The organism is Escherichia sp. Lx600-2 (genome assembly GCF_036662595.1).
GTDB lineage: Bacteria > Pseudomonadota > Gammaproteobacteria > Enterobacterales > Enterobacteriaceae > Escherichia > Escherichia coli.
Genome location: NZ_JAYQWM010000021.1, coordinates 1 through 15,085 on the forward strand (window position 1 = coordinate 1; position 15,085 = coordinate 15,085).

Here is a 15,085-nt window from a genome sequence, read left to right on the forward strand (position 1 = left end):
TTTTTCGTCTTGCGACGTTAAGAATCCGTATCTTCGAGTGCCCACACAGATTGTCTGATAAATTGTTAAAGAGCAGTTGCGACGCGGCTTTCAGCTCACTGTCGCGAGGTGGCGTATATTACGCTTTCCTCTTTCAGAGTCAACCCTGAATTTCAGGATTTTTCTCTTCAACCGAACCGGCTGTTTGTGTGAAGTGATTCACATCCGCCGTGTCGATGGAGGCGCATTATAGGGAGTCGGCTCAGGAAGACAAGCGGAAAAATGCATTTTTATTTCAATCGCTCATCTTTTAATCATTGCGCCGGTTTTTGCTGCTTTTTTATCGCTTGCGGCAGGTCTGCCAGGCTATTTAACACCCAATCTGCCGCGTTTTCTGCTTCAGGTGTAATAGGTTTACCCGTACGCACCAGCACTTTTGTTCCCACGTTCGCCGCAACCGCTGCCTGCATATCTTCTAATTTATCGCCCACCATATAAGAAGCGGCCATATCAATATGCAAATAATCGCGTGCTGACAAAAGCATCCCCGGATGTGGTTTGCGGCAATCGCAGACCTGACGAAACTCTTCAACACTACCCTGCGGATGATGCGGGCAATAATAGATACCATCCAGATCGACATCTCGGTCCGCCAGCGACCAGTCCATCCACTCGGTCAGCGTTTCAAACTGTGCTTCGGTAAATTTACCGCGAGCAATGCCAGACTGGTTGGTTACTACCACCAGCGCAAAGCCCATTTTTTTTAGCTCGCGCATGGCGTCAATAACACCGTCGATAAATTCAAAGTTGTCGATCTCATGGACATAGCCGTGATCGACATTAATGGTGCCATCACGGTCAAGAAAAATTGCGGGTACGCTCTTCGCCACCTTTTATAGCTCCTTAATAAGGCATGTGACGCTAGTATCGCATGTTTCGACCTGCAAGAAAGTGCTCTTCGCATAAACCTGATTGATTTAGACGTCTGGATGCCTTAACATCCATTTCATTGACGGCGTTGCCCGTTTCAGGCATGCGAAATGCCACGACTAACTTAATGACGATAATAAATAATCAATGATAAAACTTTCGAATATCACCAAAGTGTTCCACCAGGGCACCCGCACCATCCAGGCGTTGAACAACGTCAGCCTGCATGTGCCAGCTGGACAAATTTATGGCGTTATCGGTGCCTCAGGCGCGGGTAAGAGTACGCTTATACGTTGTGTAAACCTGCTGGAGCGCCCAACCGAGGGTAGCGTGCTGGTCGATGGCCAGGAACTGACCACGCTGTCAGAATCCGAGTTGACCAAAGCTCGTCGCCAGATTGGTATGATTTTCCAGCATTTTAACCTGCTCTCTTCGCGTACTGTTTTTGGCAACGTGGCTCTGCCGCTGGAGCTGGACAATACACCGAAAGACGAGATCAAACGTCGCGTGACGGAATTGCTGTCATTGGTTGGTCTTGGCGATAAGCATGATAGCTACCCGTCGAATCTTTCCGGTGGGCAGAAACAACGTGTGGCGATTGCCCGTGCATTAGCCAGCAATCCCAAAGTATTGCTGTGTGATGAAGCCACCAGCGCGCTGGACCCGGCAACGACACGTTCTATTCTCGAACTGCTGAAAGACATCAACCGCCGTCTGGGTTTGACGATTCTGTTGATCACCCACGAAATGGACGTTGTGAAGCGTATTTGTGATTGCGTGGCGGTCATCAGCAATGGCGAACTGATCGAGCAGGACACGGTAAGTGAAGTGTTCTCGCATCCGAAAACGCCGCTGGCGCAGAAGTTTATTCAGTCGACCCTGCATCTGGATATCCCGGAAGATTACCAGGAACGTCTGCAAGCGGAGCCATTTACTGACTGCGTGCCGATGCTGCGTCTGGAGTTTACCGGTCAATCGGTCGATGCCCCACTGCTTTCTGAAACCGCGCGTCGTTTCAACGTCAACAACAACATTATTAGCGCGCAGATGGATTACGCCGGTGGCGTTAAGTTCGGCATCATGCTGACTGAAATGCACGGCACACAACAAGATACGCAAGCCGCCATTGCCTGGCTGCAGGAACACCATGTAAAAGTAGAGGTACTGGGTTATGTCTGAGCCGATGATGTGGCTGCTGGTTCGTGGCGTATGGGAAACGCTGGCAATGACCTTCGTATCCGGATTTTTTGGGTTTGTGATTGGTCTGCCGGTTGGCGTCCTGCTTTATGTCACGCGTCCGGGGCAAATTATTGCTAACGCGAAGCTGTATCGTACCGTTTCTGCGATTGTGAACATTTTCCGTTCCATCCCGTTCATTATCTTGCTGGTATGGATGATTCCGTTTACCCGCGTTATTGTCGGTACATCGATTGGTTTGCAGGCAGCAATTGTTCCGTTAACCGTTGGTGCAGCACCGTTTATTGCCCGTATGGTCGAGAACGCTCTGCTGGAGATCCCAACCGGGTTAATTGAAGCTTCCCGCGCAATGGGTGCCACGCCAATGCAGATCGTCCGTAAAGTGCTGTTACCGGAAGCGTTGCCGGGTCTGGTGAATGCGGCAACTATCACCCTGATTACCCTGGTCGGTTATTCCGCGATGGGTGGTGCAGTCGGTGCCGGTGGTTTAGGTCAGATTGGCTATCAGTATGGCTACATCGGCTACAACGCGACGGTGATGAATACGGTACTGGTATTGCTGGTCATTCTGGTTTATTTAATTCAGTTCGCAGGCGACCGCATCGTCCGGGCTGTCACTCGCAAGTAACGTTCAACACAACATAAATAATTGAAGAAGGAATAAGGTATGGCGTTCAAATTCAAAACCTTTGCGGCAGTGGGAGCCCTGATTGGATCACTGGCACTGGTAGGCTGCGGTCAGGATGAAAAAGATCCAAACCACATTAAAGTCGGCGTGATTGTTGGTGCCGAACAGCAGGTTGCAGAAGTCGCGCAGAAAGTTGCGAAAGACAAATATGGCCTGGACGTTGAGCTGGTAACCTTCAACGACTATGTTCTGCCAAACGAAGCATTGAGCAAAGGCGATATCGACGCCAACGCCTTCCAGCATAAACCGTACCTTGATCAGCAACTGAAAGATCGTGGCTACAAACTGGTCGCAGTAGGCAACACTTTTGTTTATCCGATTGCTGGTTACTCCAAGAAAATCAAATCACTGGATGAACTGCAGGATGGTTCGCAGGTTGCCGTGCCAAACGACCCAACTAACCTTGGTCGTTCACTGCTGCTGCTGCAAAAAGTGGGCTTGATCAAACTGAAAGATGGCGTTGGCCTGCTGCCGACCGTTCTTGATGTTGTTGAGAACCCAAAAAATCTGAAAATTGTTGAACTAGAAGCACCGCAACTGCCGCGTTCTCTGGACGACGCGCAAATCGCTCTGGCAGTTATTAACACCACCTATGCCAGCCAGATTGGCCTGACTCCAGCGAAAGACGGTATCTTTGTCGAAGATAAAGACTCCCCGTACGTAAACCTGATCGTAACGCGTGAAGATAACAAAGACGCCGAGAACGTGAAGAAATTCGTCCAGGCTTATCAGTCTGACGAAGTTTACGAAGCAGCAAACAAAGTGTTTAACGGCGGCGCTGTTAAAGGCTGGTAATTTTTAGGCTGTTTCCACAATTTGTAATATCATTCAGGACGGGCGCTTGCCCGTCTTGTCATTTTTACAAGCTCCTGATTCAATATTGACGTTTTGATCATACATTGAGGAAATACTATGCGTGCTTTACCGATCTGTTTAGTAGCACTCATGCTAAGCGGCTGTTCCATGTTAAGCAGATCCCCTATCGAACCCGTTCAAAGCACTGCACCCCAGCCGAAAGCGGAGCCTGCAAAACCGAAAGCGCCGCGCGCCACGCCGGTCCGAATTTATACCAATGCAGAAGAATTAGTCGGCAAACCGTTCCGCGATCTCGGTGAAGTCAGTGGCGACTCTTGCCAGGCCTCTAATCAGGACTCTCCGCCGAGCATTCCAACCGCACGTAAGCGGATGCAAATCAACGCCTCTAAAATGAAAGCCAATGCTGTATTACTGCATAGCTGCGAAGTCACCAGCGGTACGCCGGGCTGCTATCGTCAGGCTGTATGTATCGGCTCTGCGCTTAACATTACGGCGAAATGAGCAGTTTCCAGTTCGAGCAAATAGGCGTTATTCGCTCGCCCTATAAAGAAAAATTCGCCGTTCCGCGCCAGCCAGGTCTGGTAAAAAGCGCCAACGGCGAACTGCATCTCATTGCTCCCTACAACCAGGCTGACGCCGTTCGCGGCCTGGAAGCATTCAGCCATTTATGGATCCTTTTCGTCTTTCATCAAACGATGGAAGGCGGCTGGCGTCCGACTGTGCGTCCGCCTCGTCTTGGCGGTAATGCCAGAATGGGTGTTTTCGCTACGCGTTCCACTTTTCGCCCTAACCCAATTGGTATGTCGCTGGTAGAGCTGAAAGAGGTTGTTTGCCATAAAGACAGCGTGATTCTGAAGCTCGGCAGTCTGGATCTGGTCGATGGTACGCCGGTGGTGGATATCAAACCGTATCTCCCCTTTGCCGAATCGCTTCCCGATGCCAGTGCCAGCTATGCGCAAAGTGCGCCAGCGGCAGAGATGACGGTGAGTTTTACCGCAGAGGTCGAAAAGCAGCTTTTGACGCTGGAGAAGCGTTATCCGCAGTTAACGCTGTTTATCCGCGAAGTACTGGCGCAGGACCCGCGCCCGGCCTATCGTAAAGGTGAGGAAACGGGCAAAACCTATGCCGTCTGGCTACATGATTTTAACGTTCGCTGGCGCGTCACCGACGCAGGTTTTGAAGTCTTTGCGCTGGAACCGCGTTAAATTCACGCCCTTCTCTTTTGACATTTCTTTTGCACTGGTAAACTAAATCACTTTTTTTGTCCCAGGCTCGCCTTGAGCCTGTTCTACCTTCCAACTGGAACCGTAACAACATGCGTACTAGCCAATACCTGCTCTCCACTCTCAAGGAGACACCTGCCGACGCCGAGGTGATCAGCCATCAGCTGATGCTGCGCGCCGGGATGATCCGCAAGCTGGCCTCCGGGTTATATACCTGGCTGCCGACCGGCGTGCGCGTTCTGAAAAAAGTCGAAAACATCGTGCGTGAAGAGATGAACAACGCCGGTGCAATCGAGGTGTCGATGCCGGTGGTTCAGCCAGCCGATTTGTGGCAAGAGAGTGGTCGTTGGGAACAGTACGGTCCGGAACTGCTGCGTTTTGTTGACCGTGGCGAGCGTCCGTTCGTACTCGGCCCAACTCATGAAGAAGTTATCACTGACCTGATTCGTAACGAGCTTAGCTCTTACAAACAGCTGCCGCTGAACTTCTATCAGATCCAGACCAAGTTCCGCGACGAAGTGCGTCCGCGTTTCGGCGTCATGCGTTCCCGCGAATTCCTGATGAAAGATGCTTACTCTTTCCATACTTCTCAGGAATCCCTGCAGGAAACCTACGATGCAATGTATGCGGCCTACAGCAAAATCTTCAGCCGCATGGGGCTGGATTTCCGCGCCGTACAGGCCGACACCGGTTCTATCGGCGGTAGCGCCTCTCACGAATTCCAGGTGCTGGCGCAGAGCGGTGAAGACGATGTGGTCTTCTCCGACACCTCAGACTACGCAGCGAACATTGAACTGGCAGAAGCTATCGCGCCGAAAGAACCGCGCGGCGCGGCTACCCAGGAAATGACGCTGGTTGATACGCCGAACGCGAAAACCATCGCGGAACTGGTTGAACAGTTCAATCTGCCGATTAAGAAAACGGTTAAGACTCTGCTGGTTAAAGCGGTTGAAGGCAGTAGCTTCCCGCTGGTTGCGCTGCTGGTGCGCGGTGATCACGAGCTGAACGAAGTTAAAGCAGAAAAACTGCCGCAGGTTGCCAGCCCGCTGACTTTCGCGACCGAAGAAGAAATTCGTGCCGTGGTTAAAGCCGGTCCGGGTTCACTGGGTCCGGTAAACATGCCGATTCCGGTGGTGATTGACCGTACCGTTGCGGCGATGAGTGATTTCGCTGCTGGTGCTAACATCGATGGTAAACACTACTTCGGCATCAACTGGGATCGCGATGTCGCTACCCCGGAAGTTGCGGATATCCGTAACGTGGTGGCTGGCGATCCAAGCCCGGATGGCCAGGGTACGCTGCTGATCAAACGTGGTATCGAAGTTGGTCACATCTTCCAGCTGGGTACCAAGTACTCCGAAGCACTGAAAGCCTCCGTACAGGGTGAAGATGGCCGTAACCAAATCCTGACGATGGGTTGCTACGGTATCGGGGTAACGCGCGTAGTGGCTGCGGCGATTGAGCAGAACTACGACGAGCGCGGCATCGTATGGCCTGACGCTATCGCGCCGTTCCAGGTGGCGATTCTGCCGATGAACATGCACAAATCCTTCCGCGTACAGGAGCTGGCCGAGAAACTCTACAGCGAACTGCGTGCACAAGGTATCGAAGTGCTGCTGGATGACCGCAAAGAGCGTCCGGGCGTGATGTTTGCTGATATGGAACTGATCGGTATTCCGCACACTATTGTGCTGGGCGACCGTAACCTCGACAACGACGATATCGAATATAAATATCGTCGCAACGGCGAGAAACAGTTAATTAAGACTGGTGACATCGTCGAATATCTGGTGAAACAGATTAAAGGCTGATGCCAGAAAGGGTCCTGAATTTCAGGGCCCTTTTTTACATGGATTGTATAAAATGGATAAACCAAAGGCGTACTACCGCCTGCTTCTCACCAGCTTTCTTTTACTTTCGGCCTGTACCGTTGATATCAGCCAGCCAGACTCCTCTGCCACAGCGGTAGATGTCGAGGCAAAAACATGGGCTGTCAAATTCCAGCATCAAAGCTCTTTCACCGAACAATCAATAAAAGAAATAACGGTACCTGATCTCAAACCCGGCGATTTGCTGTTCTCCTCAAGCCTGGGGGTAACCTCATTTGGGATCCGCGTTTTCAGCACTTCCTCTGTGAGTCACGTTGCAATCTATCTGGGTGAAAATAACGTTGCAGAAGCGACAGGCGCTGGCGTCCAGATTGTTTCCCTTAAAAAAGCGATGAAGCATAGTGATAAACTTTTCGTCTTACGAGTCCCGGATCTTACCCCGCAACAAGCCACAGAAATCACCGCGTTCGCCAATAAAATCAAAGATAGCGGTTATAACTATCGCGGCATTGTCGAATTTATCCCCTTTATGGTGACTCGCCAGATGTGCTCACTGAATCCGTTCTCCGAGGATTTTCGCCAACAGTGCGTCAGCGGCCTGGCGAAAGCGCAGTTAAGCAGTGTGGGCGAAGGAGACAAAAAGTCGTGGTTTTGTTCGGAATTTGTCACTGATGCATTTGCCAAAGCCGGGCATCCGCTTACGCTGGCGCAATCGGGCTGGATTAGCCCTGCCGATCTGATGCATATGCGTATTGGTGATGTCTCTGCGTTTAAGCCAGAAACGCAGTTACAGTATGTTGGGCACCTGAAGCCAGGGATTTATATCAAGGCGGGTCGCTTTGTTGGGCTGACCCGGTGATAAAGTAAATGCCTTATCCGCCTTAAGGTATGAGGGGGGTTGTAGGCATGATAAGACGCGCCAGCGTCGCATCAGGCGTTGAGCACCATTGCCGGATGCGGCGTAAACGCCTTATCCGGCCTACAAAAAACGTGCAAATTCAAAATGTTGAAATATATCCTTCTGGCCTGTTTTGCGTTTGTTTCTGTCTCAAGACGGGTTACTGCCCCAAACTATTGCAATCCTTGTTTGGGTAAAATTTACCTGCCGTATCGGGCGCTAATACTTTGGTCGGCGCACCGGTATCCGGATTAGCCTCAAGCGTAAAGTGACCTTCTACTGACAGTAACACCGGTTTTTCACTGTGACCGCGCGCAGCCAGGTAGCCACGCTCCAGCTCTGCGTTATTCGCTACCATGAAACGTTTTCCGGTCGCGCAATCAGTGAAGGTCGCCGCATCAGCCATATAAAAATACATGCCCCGCAGGGTCATCGGCGTCATGGGTAAACTGGATTGTGCCGGTTCCAGCGTATAGTTGAACTGCGATTCAATCGGATTGCCTTCACGATCGAGCATCTCCAGCGCATCGCCTTTCGCCCGATAATATGACTTTTCACCTTTGCTGTCGGTTAATACCAGCTTGTCAGCGGTTCGCGCCCATGTACCGTAGGAAGCGAAGGAGGAAGGTTCTTCACGAGCACCGAGATAACGCTCATTCATCACCCATGTTCCGTCTTTTTCGAGGAACAGAGAGGTTTCGATTCCTTCGCAATCGGCACACGGCAGCACGCCGCGCCAACTTTGCGGCATCGGTTTCAGTTCGGCAGCCTGCGCCGGAGAAAGCGTATCGACTTCGGCCCGATTATTACAACCCATCAGAGTAAAGAGGCTGATTACAGCCATCGCTGTCACTATCGCTTTTTTCACCATCCATTCCTTCTTTTTATTCCCGACCGCTGCGCACTTTGCCGCGCATCGCCTTCACGCTTGATTTTTGTGCTTTCGATGCCAGCCTGCGCTCTTTCGATGCTCGGGTGGGCCGCGTGGGTCGTCGGGCTTTTTGTTCTGTTGTTAATTCTTTAATCACAGCCACCAGCCGGGCCAGAGCTGCTTCGCGGTTCAGTTCCTGACTGCGGTATTCCTGTGCCTTAATGACAATCACGCCATCACTGCTGATCAAATGATGGCTGGCGGCGAGCAGACGCTCTTTGTAATACTCTGGCAGGCTGGACGCCCGAATGTCAAAACGCAGATGAATAGCCGTTGAGGTCTTATTAACATGCTGCCCGCCCGCGCCCTGCGCACGAATGGCGGTGATCACAAGCTCACCATCGGGAATAGCAACATGTCGGGAAATCACAATCATGAAGGTTGTTGCCAGGCGGTTAAGTTCACTTCCAGATTATTCTTATCATCCGATAACCAGATCACGCCATCCTGAATCGTTGCCTGCAGCGTCATGGTACGATCGGCAAAGGCGCTTACTTTCGCCAGTTGTTCATCGTCCAGATACCAGACGGAAAGATTGGCAAACTGCACACATTTGCTCTGATTTTGCTGCCACCAGATTTGCGCCGCCCGACTATTATAGGTAAACAGCGCCACTTCTGCGGCCTGGGTGCAGGCTTTCTTAATCCGCCGCTCATCCGGCAGCCCCAGCTCAATCCACAAATCAATGCCCAGGTGATCGTTACGCAGCCACGCTTCCGGCTCATCATCGGCACACAAACCACGGGTAAATTGCAGACGTTCATCAGCATATTTCAACCACGCCAGCAAGCGCAGCATCATACGCTCCTGGGTTTCTGAAGGGTGGCGCGCCAGCGTCAGAGAGGCATCGAGAAACTGGTTGCGGTCGAGATCGGCCACATTAACCGTCGCTTTATAAATTGTCGCTTTAAGCGCCATAAGAAAACTCCTTTCGAATCAGGAGGCCATTGTAACGGAATACGTGCAGTTGCGGCGCTGATATTGCAGAAATGAGTGTGGTATAGTCACCTTGCGAAACAGAGTTTATCTTCGTAGGCTTAGACTTGCATCCACGGTTAAGTCAGAGTGCTGACAGGAGGGCATGTGGAAAAATATTGTGAGTTAATACGCAAGCGGTACGCGGAAATCGCCAGCGGAGACTTAGGATACGTTCCGGACGCGCTGGGCTGCGTTTTGAAAGTGCTGAATGAAATGGCTGCCGACGACGCCCTTTCTGAGGCTGTCAGGGAAAAAGCAGCATACGCTGCGGCAAACTTACTGGTGAGCGATTATGTCAATGAATGATACGTATCAACCAATCAATTGTGATGATTACGATAATCTTGAGCTCGCCTGCCAGCATCATTTAATGCTGACACTTGAGCTGAAAGATGGCGAAAAATTGCAGGCAAAAGCCAGCGATTTAGTCTCCCGCAAAAATGTGGAGTATCTGGTCGTCGAGGCCGCTGGCGAAACCCGTGAGCTACGTCTGGATAAAATTACCAGCTTTAGCCACCCAGAAATCGGTACGGTGGTGGTGAGCGAGTCCTGATTGACTTTCGCCGGATGCGACGCTTAATGCGTCATATCCGGCCTTCACTTAACTAAGCGTTTCGCTGCCAGACAAAACTTATGCCATTCTCACCTTCAGCCACACCTTCTTGCGTCACAAATACCCCTGCCGCCGCAATCAGCGTTTCGCCATAAAACAGCAGTGGCGTGGTGTCACGTAGCCACGGCGGCACGCCCAGCTCTTGCCAGATTTTCTTTAGCTTACGTCCGCCGTTACGCCCGACAATATGCAGCAATCCTGGCGCTTTGAAACGCACGCTGACCGCTTCGTCTGCACGCGGAGGGCGAATATCGCCTCCCGCATTAAGCTGTACACTTCCCAGCCCCGCCGGTAATTCCAGCGGTTGAAGCCACGTCTGCCACGGCACAATGTTTTCGCTTTGCCCGGTGACGGATTTAATCCACCACAGTTGCGACTGATAGCGTCGGATTTCAAACGCGCCCAAACGTAAACAGGGGGAGGCATCTTCCCGCGCCAGCGCCACTTCCTGCCAGATCCTCACCAACGCGTCGCGGGAAGGCATCGGTGCATTCTGCCCTGCCAGCCAGCGGCGGATAATCGCCGCGCGGCGGGCATCACTCATCGCCAGCATTGGCACAATCTGCAGCGTCCCCTGCGGCGATTGACAGTGTGCTAAATCATCTGCCAGCAGTTCATCCAGCAGGCTCTCTTGTTCAGCACAAAGTGCGGCGCTGCGGGCCGTTGTTTCGGCAAAATGCGGCCAACGCTGCTGCAATAACGGCACTACGCGCAGGCGCAGAAAGTTACGATCGTATGAGTCGTCCTGATTACTTTCGTCTTCAATCCAGCGTAAACCATGCGCCAATGCCCACTGCTCCAGTTCCCCCCGCGTGCGGGCAAGCAACGGGCGGATAAGCCGTGTTCCGGCAAACTCCGAAACTTCCGCCATAGCCGAAAGCCCGGCAGGGCCGCTACCGCGTTTTAGCGCCAGCAGAAAAGTTTCACATTGATCGTCGAGATGTTGCGCGGTGACCAGCACTTCACCGGGCAACAAGGTGCGGGCAAATGCCTGATAACGCACCTGTCGCGCCTGGGCCTCAATCCCCAGCCCCTCTTGCGCAAGTTGTACGCGTTCGACCACCAGCGGCACCTGCCACTGTTGGCAGACGTTTTCGCAATGCGTAACCCAGGCATCGGCATTGGCACTTAAACCGTGATGCACATGAATAGCGCGCAGAGCGACACCCGGATTTTCCGTCCGCCACTGCACCAACTGATGCAGCAGAACGGTGGAGTCAAGCCCGCCGCTAAAGGCCACCAGAATCTGGCGTGAGGTGAGAAGTTGTCTATTGAGCGTGAGTGTCATGATGGTGCGATTTTACAGTAGCAATGCCCGGCACGTTACCGGGCAAATGCGGCGATGACAAGCCTTACTGCTCATACAGTTCCAACGGCAGCCCGTCCGGATCGTTAAAGAAGGTGAAGCGTTTTTGCGTGTATGGATCGACACGGATGGCTTCACACTTCACGTTATGGCTTTCAAGGTGCGCCACTGCCGCATCGATATCATCAACGCTAAAAGCCAGATGACGCAGGCCGCAAGCTTCCGGTCGGCTGGGGCGCTCCGGCGGGAACGGAAATGAGAAAAGCTCAATCACATATTGCCCATTAAGCGCCAAATCCCCTTTCCACGAGTCGCGCGCTTCGCGATAGACTTCGCTTTGCAGCGTGAAACCAAGAATATCGCAGTAGAAAGCTTTGCTCACCGCATAATCCGACGCAATAATCGCAATATGGTGAACCTGTTTTAAACCCAGCATAACGTCTCCTTTATTTGTTAACAGCACGTTACTCGCCCGGAAGCCGCTCTGGCAAGTTATCCCGCCATTTTTAGGACTCGTACGCGGTAAACGCCGTCTTCGTCCTGTTTCGCACCGTGAATATCCGTTTCAAAACCGGGGTAATGTTGCCCTACGGAACAAAGCATCAGTAGAAAATCGAGTACTGTGCGGCTCTCTTTGGTCAGCATTTCTCCAGGCATCAACAGCGGTACGCCCGGTGGATAAGGCAGGATCATATTTGCCGATACTCTACCGACCAGTTGTTCCAGCGCAATGGTTTCTACTTCACCTTTAATCTGTCTCTGCCATGCCTGATGTGGCGTCATGATCATCTCCGGCAAAGTATCGAATGCCCGCAACATCAAACCGGGAAGATCGTGTTTACGAATCAGCTTATGGATCCCTTGCGCCAGATCCTGAATACGCATATTGCGGTAGAAATCGGGATCTTCAGCATAGAGATCGGGTAGCATATTTTTGATCCGCAGGTTGAGATCGTAAGAGCGTTTAAATTCCGTCAACCCACGCAATAATCCCATTGCTTTGGTTTTATCGATACCAATACTAAAGAGAAACAGCAGGTTATAAGGGCCGGTTTTCTCTACTACGATCCCACGTTCGTCGAGGAATTTTGCCACCAGCGCCGCCGGGATCCCCTCCTCGCTCATATTGCCCTGTTCGTCCATCCCCGGTGTCAAAATAGTGACTTTAACCGGATCGAGAAACATATGATCGGCATCCGCATCGTTAAATCCGTGCCACTCTTCGCCAGGCGCAACGGGCCAGCATTCGGCTTCATCCACCTGCGGCGGTTGCCAGATATCGAAAAACCAACCGTCAGACTCTTCCCGCAGCCGCTGGACCTCTTTGCGAAAATGCAGAGCTCGTTCTACTGAACGGTTAATCAGCCGTTTGCCCGGATTACCACGCAGCATCGCCGCCGCCGTCTCAACCGAAGCAACAATGGGATAACTGGGCGAGGTGGTGGTATGCATCATAAAGGCTTCGTTAAACGCCTCTTCGTCATACTCGCCTTTAATGTGGATCAGCGAAGCCTGCGATAACGCCGCCAGCATTTTGTGGGTAGATTGCGTTTCGAAGATCACTTTTCCCGCAACACGCTCGCCGCTCATACCACTTTTACCCTGGTAGATCGGATGAAAATGGGTGTACGGCACCCAGGCAGAATCGAAGTGAATCGACGGGACATCCAGCGTCTGTTTGATCCAGTCGGTGTTGTAGAGCAAGCCATCATAGGTGGAGTTGGTGATCACCGCATGAACCGGCCATTGTGCTTGCGTGGTAGCAGCGACTTTCTCTTCGATGCTGTCGCGAGTAAATTCACGGCGCGGGATCCCACCAAGAATCCCCAACGCATTACGCGTCGGTTTCAGCCAGACTGGCACTACATCGTTCATCATCAACAGATGCGCCAGCGATTTATGACAATTGCGGTCGATCAACAGCGTGCTGCCGGATGGCGCGGCGTACATACCCACAATTTTGTTCGACGTCGATGTTCCGTTGGTAACGATATAACTCTGTTCCGCGCCAAAAGTCCGCGCGATGTACTCTTCCGCTTCCAGGTGTGGCCCGGTGTGGTCGAGCAACGAACCAAGCTCGGTGACCGAAATAGAGACATCAGCCTTAAGGGTATTCCCGCCGAAAAAATCATAAAACAGACAGCCAACCGGGCTTTTTTGATATGCGGTGCCGCCCATATGACCCGGCGTACAAAAGGTGTACTTCCGCTCTTTGACGTAGGTAAACAAGGCTTTCGTGAACGGTGGGGTAATGTTATCAAGATATTCGTCGGTGTACTGACGCATACGAATGGCGATATCTTCCGCCTGCCCCAGCGCATATTCAAAAAACCAGAGCGCCATCCGCATATCCTGCACGCTGACATCCATCGTCGAGTGGGTGTTGATGAAGGCATAAAGCGGGAGATATTCATTAAGCTGATTGATATCGCTACATAAATCGAGACTGTACTCATCCCAGTCAAAAATCACGCCGCAAATTCGAGGGTTATGTTCGATAAATTTCAGCAAATCAACGCTGTTTTGTGGCCAGATAATCTGAAAGCCTTGCGCCACCAGCGCCGACTCCAGTTCTTTGATGGGCTCATCTTTATAAAAGACGCCATGCGGTCCCATAATGGCAATGATGTTCATGTGTTCCTCCTGGAAAATCCTTCCTTAATCATAGCCTGCTCAAACCGTGGCGATAAAAAAGGGCCACCGAAGTGACCCTTTTTCAGAACTTTTGCGAATTACGCGTAACCGTAGCTCATCAGGCGCTGATAACGACGATTTTTTAAATCTTCAGTGCTTAACACGTCGAGATCGGCCAGATCCGCCAGCAGTTGCGCTTTCAACGATGCCGCCATCGCTTCCGGGTTACGGTGAGCGCCGCCCAGCGGTTCCGGGATGATGGAGTCGATCAGTTTCAGCTCTTTCAGACGCGGAGCGATGATACCCATCGCTTCAGCCGCCAGCGGCGCTTTGTCGGCGCTCTTCCACAGAATGGACGCACAACCTTCCGGCGAGATAACGGAATAGGTGCTGTATTGCAGCATATTCACTTTATCGCCCACGCCAATCGCCAGCGCACCGCCAGAACCACCTTCACCGATAACCGTACAAACTACCGGTACGCCGAGGCGAGACATTTCACGCAGGTTGCGTGCAATGGCTTCAGACTGACCACGCTCTTCTGCGCCCACGCCAGGATAAGCCCCCGGGGTGTCGATAAAGGTGATGATAGGCATCTTAAAGCGTTCAGCCATTTGCATCAGACGCAGTGCTTTGCGGTAACCTTCTGGCGCTGGCATACCAAAGTTACGGCGAATTTTTTCTTTGGTTTCACGACCTTTTTGATGGCCAATGATCATCACCGGACGACCATCGAGACGGGCGATACCACCGACGATAGCTTTATCGTCTGCATACGCGCGGTCGCCAGCCAGTTCGTCAAATTCATCAAATGCCAGGCGAACGTAATCCAGGGTATAAGGACGCTGTGGATGGCGTGCCAGTTGCGCAATCTGCCATGCACCGAGATCGGCGAAGATTTTACGCGTCAGTTCTACGCTTTTTTCACGCAGACGATGCACTTCTTCATCGATGTTAATATCCAGTTTCTCATCCTGACGGCTAACCGCAGTCAGAGAATCGATTTTCGCTTCCAGCTCTGCAATCGGCTGTTCAAAATCAAGGAAATTCAGACTCATAGTAT

Annotated in this window: 17 protein-coding genes; 9 read left to right on the plus strand and 8 right to left on the minus strand. The window is 51.9% G+C overall.

Annotated features, from left to right (window positions below; genetic code table 11):
* Positions 1-293 precede the first annotated feature (293 nt).
* Complete coding sequence (gmhB, locus tag OQV04_RS10095; RefSeq protein WP_001140187.1) at positions 294-869, minus strand: D-glycero-beta-D-manno-heptose 1,7-bisphosphate 7-phosphatase; 576 nt, start codon at positions 867-869, stop codon at positions 294-296.
* Between the two features lie 187 nt (positions 870-1,056).
* Here gmhB and metN point away from each other — a divergent pair, with 187 nt between their 5' ends.
* The 7 genes from metN to OQV04_RS10130 all read left to right on the plus strand — a co-directional run bounded on the left by metN (position 1,057) and on the right by OQV04_RS10130 (position 7,521).
* Positions 1,057-2,088, plus strand: a complete 1,032-nt coding sequence (metN, locus tag OQV04_RS10100) for a methionine ABC transporter ATP-binding protein MetN (protein WP_000593994.1) — start codon at positions 1,057-1,059, stop codon at positions 2,086-2,088.
* Positions 2,081-2,734 (plus strand): methionine ABC transporter permease MetI, encoded by a 654-nt coding sequence (locus tag OQV04_RS10105; RefSeq protein WP_001294600.1) that lies wholly within the window; start codon positions 2,081-2,083, stop codon positions 2,732-2,734. Before metN ends, OQV04_RS10105 begins: the two co-directional genes overlap by 8 nt.
* 39 nt (positions 2,735-2,773) lie before the next feature.
* A complete protein-coding gene (metQ, locus tag OQV04_RS10110; RefSeq protein ID WP_000874224.1) occupies positions 2,774-3,589 on the plus strand; it encodes a methionine ABC transporter substrate-binding lipoprotein MetQ in 816 nt (271 codons plus the stop codon).
* Between the two features lie 117 nt (positions 3,590-3,706).
* On the plus strand, positions 3,707-4,111 hold the full coding sequence (gene rcsF / locus OQV04_RS10115; protein ID WP_032237026.1) for an Rcs stress response system protein RcsF: 405 nt from the start codon (positions 3,707-3,709) through the stop codon (positions 4,109-4,111).
* Positions 4,108-4,815: a tRNA (N6-threonylcarbamoyladenosine(37)-N6)-methyltransferase TrmO gene (gene tsaA, locus OQV04_RS10120; protein ID WP_000094019.1), complete on the plus strand. Its 708-nt coding sequence runs from the start codon at positions 4,108-4,110 to the stop codon at positions 4,813-4,815. The genes rcsF and tsaA overlap by 4 nt, the downstream gene beginning before the upstream one ends.
* 110 nt (positions 4,816-4,925) lie before the next feature.
* Positions 4,926-6,644: a proline--tRNA ligase gene (gene proS, locus OQV04_RS10125; protein ID WP_032280289.1), complete on the plus strand. Its 1,719-nt coding sequence runs from the start codon at positions 4,926-4,928 to the stop codon at positions 6,642-6,644.
* 52 nt (positions 6,645-6,696) lie between these two features.
* Complete coding sequence (locus OQV04_RS10130; RefSeq protein WP_032280288.1) at positions 6,697-7,521, plus strand: YaeF family permuted papain-like enzyme; 825 nt, start codon at positions 6,697-6,699, stop codon at positions 7,519-7,521.
* A gap of 199 nt (positions 7,522-7,720) precedes the next feature.
* Here OQV04_RS10130 and nlpE read toward each other — a convergent pair whose 3' ends face one another.
* Genes nlpE through OQV04_RS10145 form a run of 3 tightly spaced genes read right to left on the minus strand, consistent with a single transcriptional unit; the run spans position 7,721 to position 9,409 of the window.
* Positions 7,721-8,431: an envelope stress response activation lipoprotein NlpE gene (gene nlpE / locus OQV04_RS10135; RefSeq protein ID WP_032280287.1), complete on the minus strand. Its 711-nt coding sequence runs from the start codon at positions 8,429-8,431 to the stop codon at positions 7,721-7,723.
* Positions 8,432-8,444: 13 nt separating this feature from the next.
* Complete coding sequence (gene arfB, locus OQV04_RS10140; RefSeq protein WP_032280286.1) at positions 8,445-8,867, minus strand: alternative ribosome rescue aminoacyl-tRNA hydrolase ArfB; 423 nt, start codon at positions 8,865-8,867, stop codon at positions 8,445-8,447.
* Entirely contained in the window at positions 8,864-9,409 is a 546-nt protein-coding gene (locus tag OQV04_RS10145) for a YaeQ family protein (RefSeq protein ID WP_001185290.1), read from the minus strand. The genes arfB and OQV04_RS10145 overlap by 4 nt, the downstream gene beginning before the upstream one ends.
* 165 nt (positions 9,410-9,574) lie before the next feature.
* Between OQV04_RS10145 and OQV04_RS10150 the strand changes: the two genes are divergently transcribed.
* Entirely contained in the window at positions 9,575-9,775 is a 201-nt protein-coding gene (locus OQV04_RS10150) for a YaeP family protein (protein WP_000417058.1), read from the plus strand.
* Positions 9,762-10,022 carry a Rho-binding antiterminator gene (gene rof, locus OQV04_RS10155; protein WP_000062312.1) on the plus strand — a complete coding sequence of 87 codons (261 nt, stop codon included), beginning with the start codon at positions 9,762-9,764 and terminating at the stop codon, positions 10,020-10,022. Before OQV04_RS10150 ends, rof begins: the two co-directional genes overlap by 14 nt.
* A gap of 52 nt (positions 10,023-10,074) precedes the next feature.
* Here rof and tilS read toward each other — a convergent pair whose 3' ends face one another.
* From tilS to accA, 4 genes are all read right to left on the minus strand, one after another.
* Positions 10,075-11,370, minus strand: coding sequence for a tRNA lysidine(34) synthetase TilS (gene tilS, locus OQV04_RS10160; protein WP_032280285.1), 1,296 nt, complete (start codon positions 11,368-11,370; stop codon positions 10,075-10,077).
* Positions 11,371-11,434: 64 nt separating this feature from the next.
* On the minus strand, positions 11,435-11,824 hold the full coding sequence (locus OQV04_RS10165) for a VOC family protein (protein ID WP_032280284.1): 390 nt from the start codon (positions 11,822-11,824) through the stop codon (positions 11,435-11,437).
* A gap of 56 nt (positions 11,825-11,880) precedes the next feature.
* Complete coding sequence (gene ldcC / locus OQV04_RS10170) at positions 11,881-14,022, minus strand: lysine decarboxylase LdcC (RefSeq protein ID WP_001020971.1); 2,142 nt, start codon at positions 14,020-14,022, stop codon at positions 11,881-11,883.
* 98 nt (positions 14,023-14,120) lie between these two features.
* The gene (gene accA, locus OQV04_RS10175; RefSeq protein WP_000055741.1) at positions 14,121-15,080 is read right to left on the minus strand and encodes an acetyl-CoA carboxylase carboxyl transferase subunit alpha; all 960 of its coding nucleotides are present in this window, start codon (positions 15,078-15,080) and stop codon (positions 14,121-14,123) included.
* Between the last annotated feature and the right edge of the window lie 5 nt (positions 15,081-15,085).

Excerpts from the sequence above, each read along its gene's own strand:
- OQV04_RS10165 (WP_032280284.1), bottom strand. The coding sequence starts at position 11,824 with ATGCTGGGTTTAAAACAGGTTCACCATATTGCGATTATTGCGTCGGAT.
- metQ (WP_000874224.1), top strand. The coding sequence starts at position 2,774 with ATGGCGTTCAAATTCAAAACCTTTGCGGCAGTGGGAGCCCTGATTGGA.
- metN (WP_000593994.1), top strand. The coding sequence starts at position 1,057 with ATGATAAAACTTTCGAATATCACCAAAGTGTTCCACCAGGGCACCCGC.
- tsaA (WP_000094019.1), top strand. The coding sequence starts at position 4,108 with ATGAGCAGTTTCCAGTTCGAGCAAATAGGCGTTATTCGCTCGCCCTAT.
- rof (WP_000062312.1), top strand. The coding sequence starts at position 9,762 with ATGTCAATGAATGATACGTATCAACCAATCAATTGTGATGATTACGAT.
- tilS (WP_032280285.1), bottom strand. The coding sequence starts at position 11,370 with ATGACACTCACGCTCAATAGACAACTTCTCACCTCACGCCAGATTCTG.
- proS (WP_032280289.1), top strand. The coding sequence starts at position 4,926 with ATGCGTACTAGCCAATACCTGCTCTCCACTCTCAAGGAGACACCTGCC.
- arfB (WP_032280286.1), bottom strand. The coding sequence starts at position 8,867 with ATGATTGTGATTTCCCGACATGTTGCTATTCCCGATGGTGAGCTTGTG.
- nlpE (WP_032280287.1), bottom strand. The coding sequence starts at position 8,431 with ATGGTGAAAAAAGCGATAGTGACAGCGATGGCTGTAATCAGCCTCTTT.
- OQV04_RS10130 (WP_032280288.1), top strand. The coding sequence starts at position 6,697 with ATGGATAAACCAAAGGCGTACTACCGCCTGCTTCTCACCAGCTTTCTT.
- rcsF (WP_032237026.1), top strand. The coding sequence starts at position 3,707 with ATGCGTGCTTTACCGATCTGTTTAGTAGCACTCATGCTAAGCGGCTGT.
- ldcC (WP_001020971.1), bottom strand. The coding sequence starts at position 14,022 with ATGAACATCATTGCCATTATGGGACCGCATGGCGTCTTTTATAAAGAT.
- OQV04_RS10145 (WP_001185290.1), bottom strand. The coding sequence starts at position 9,409 with ATGGCGCTTAAAGCGACAATTTATAAAGCGACGGTTAATGTGGCCGAT.
- OQV04_RS10105 (WP_001294600.1), top strand. The coding sequence starts at position 2,081 with ATGTCTGAGCCGATGATGTGGCTGCTGGTTCGTGGCGTATGGGAAACG.
- accA (WP_000055741.1), bottom strand. The coding sequence starts at position 15,080 with ATGAGTCTGAATTTCCTTGATTTTGAACAGCCGATTGCAGAGCTGGAA.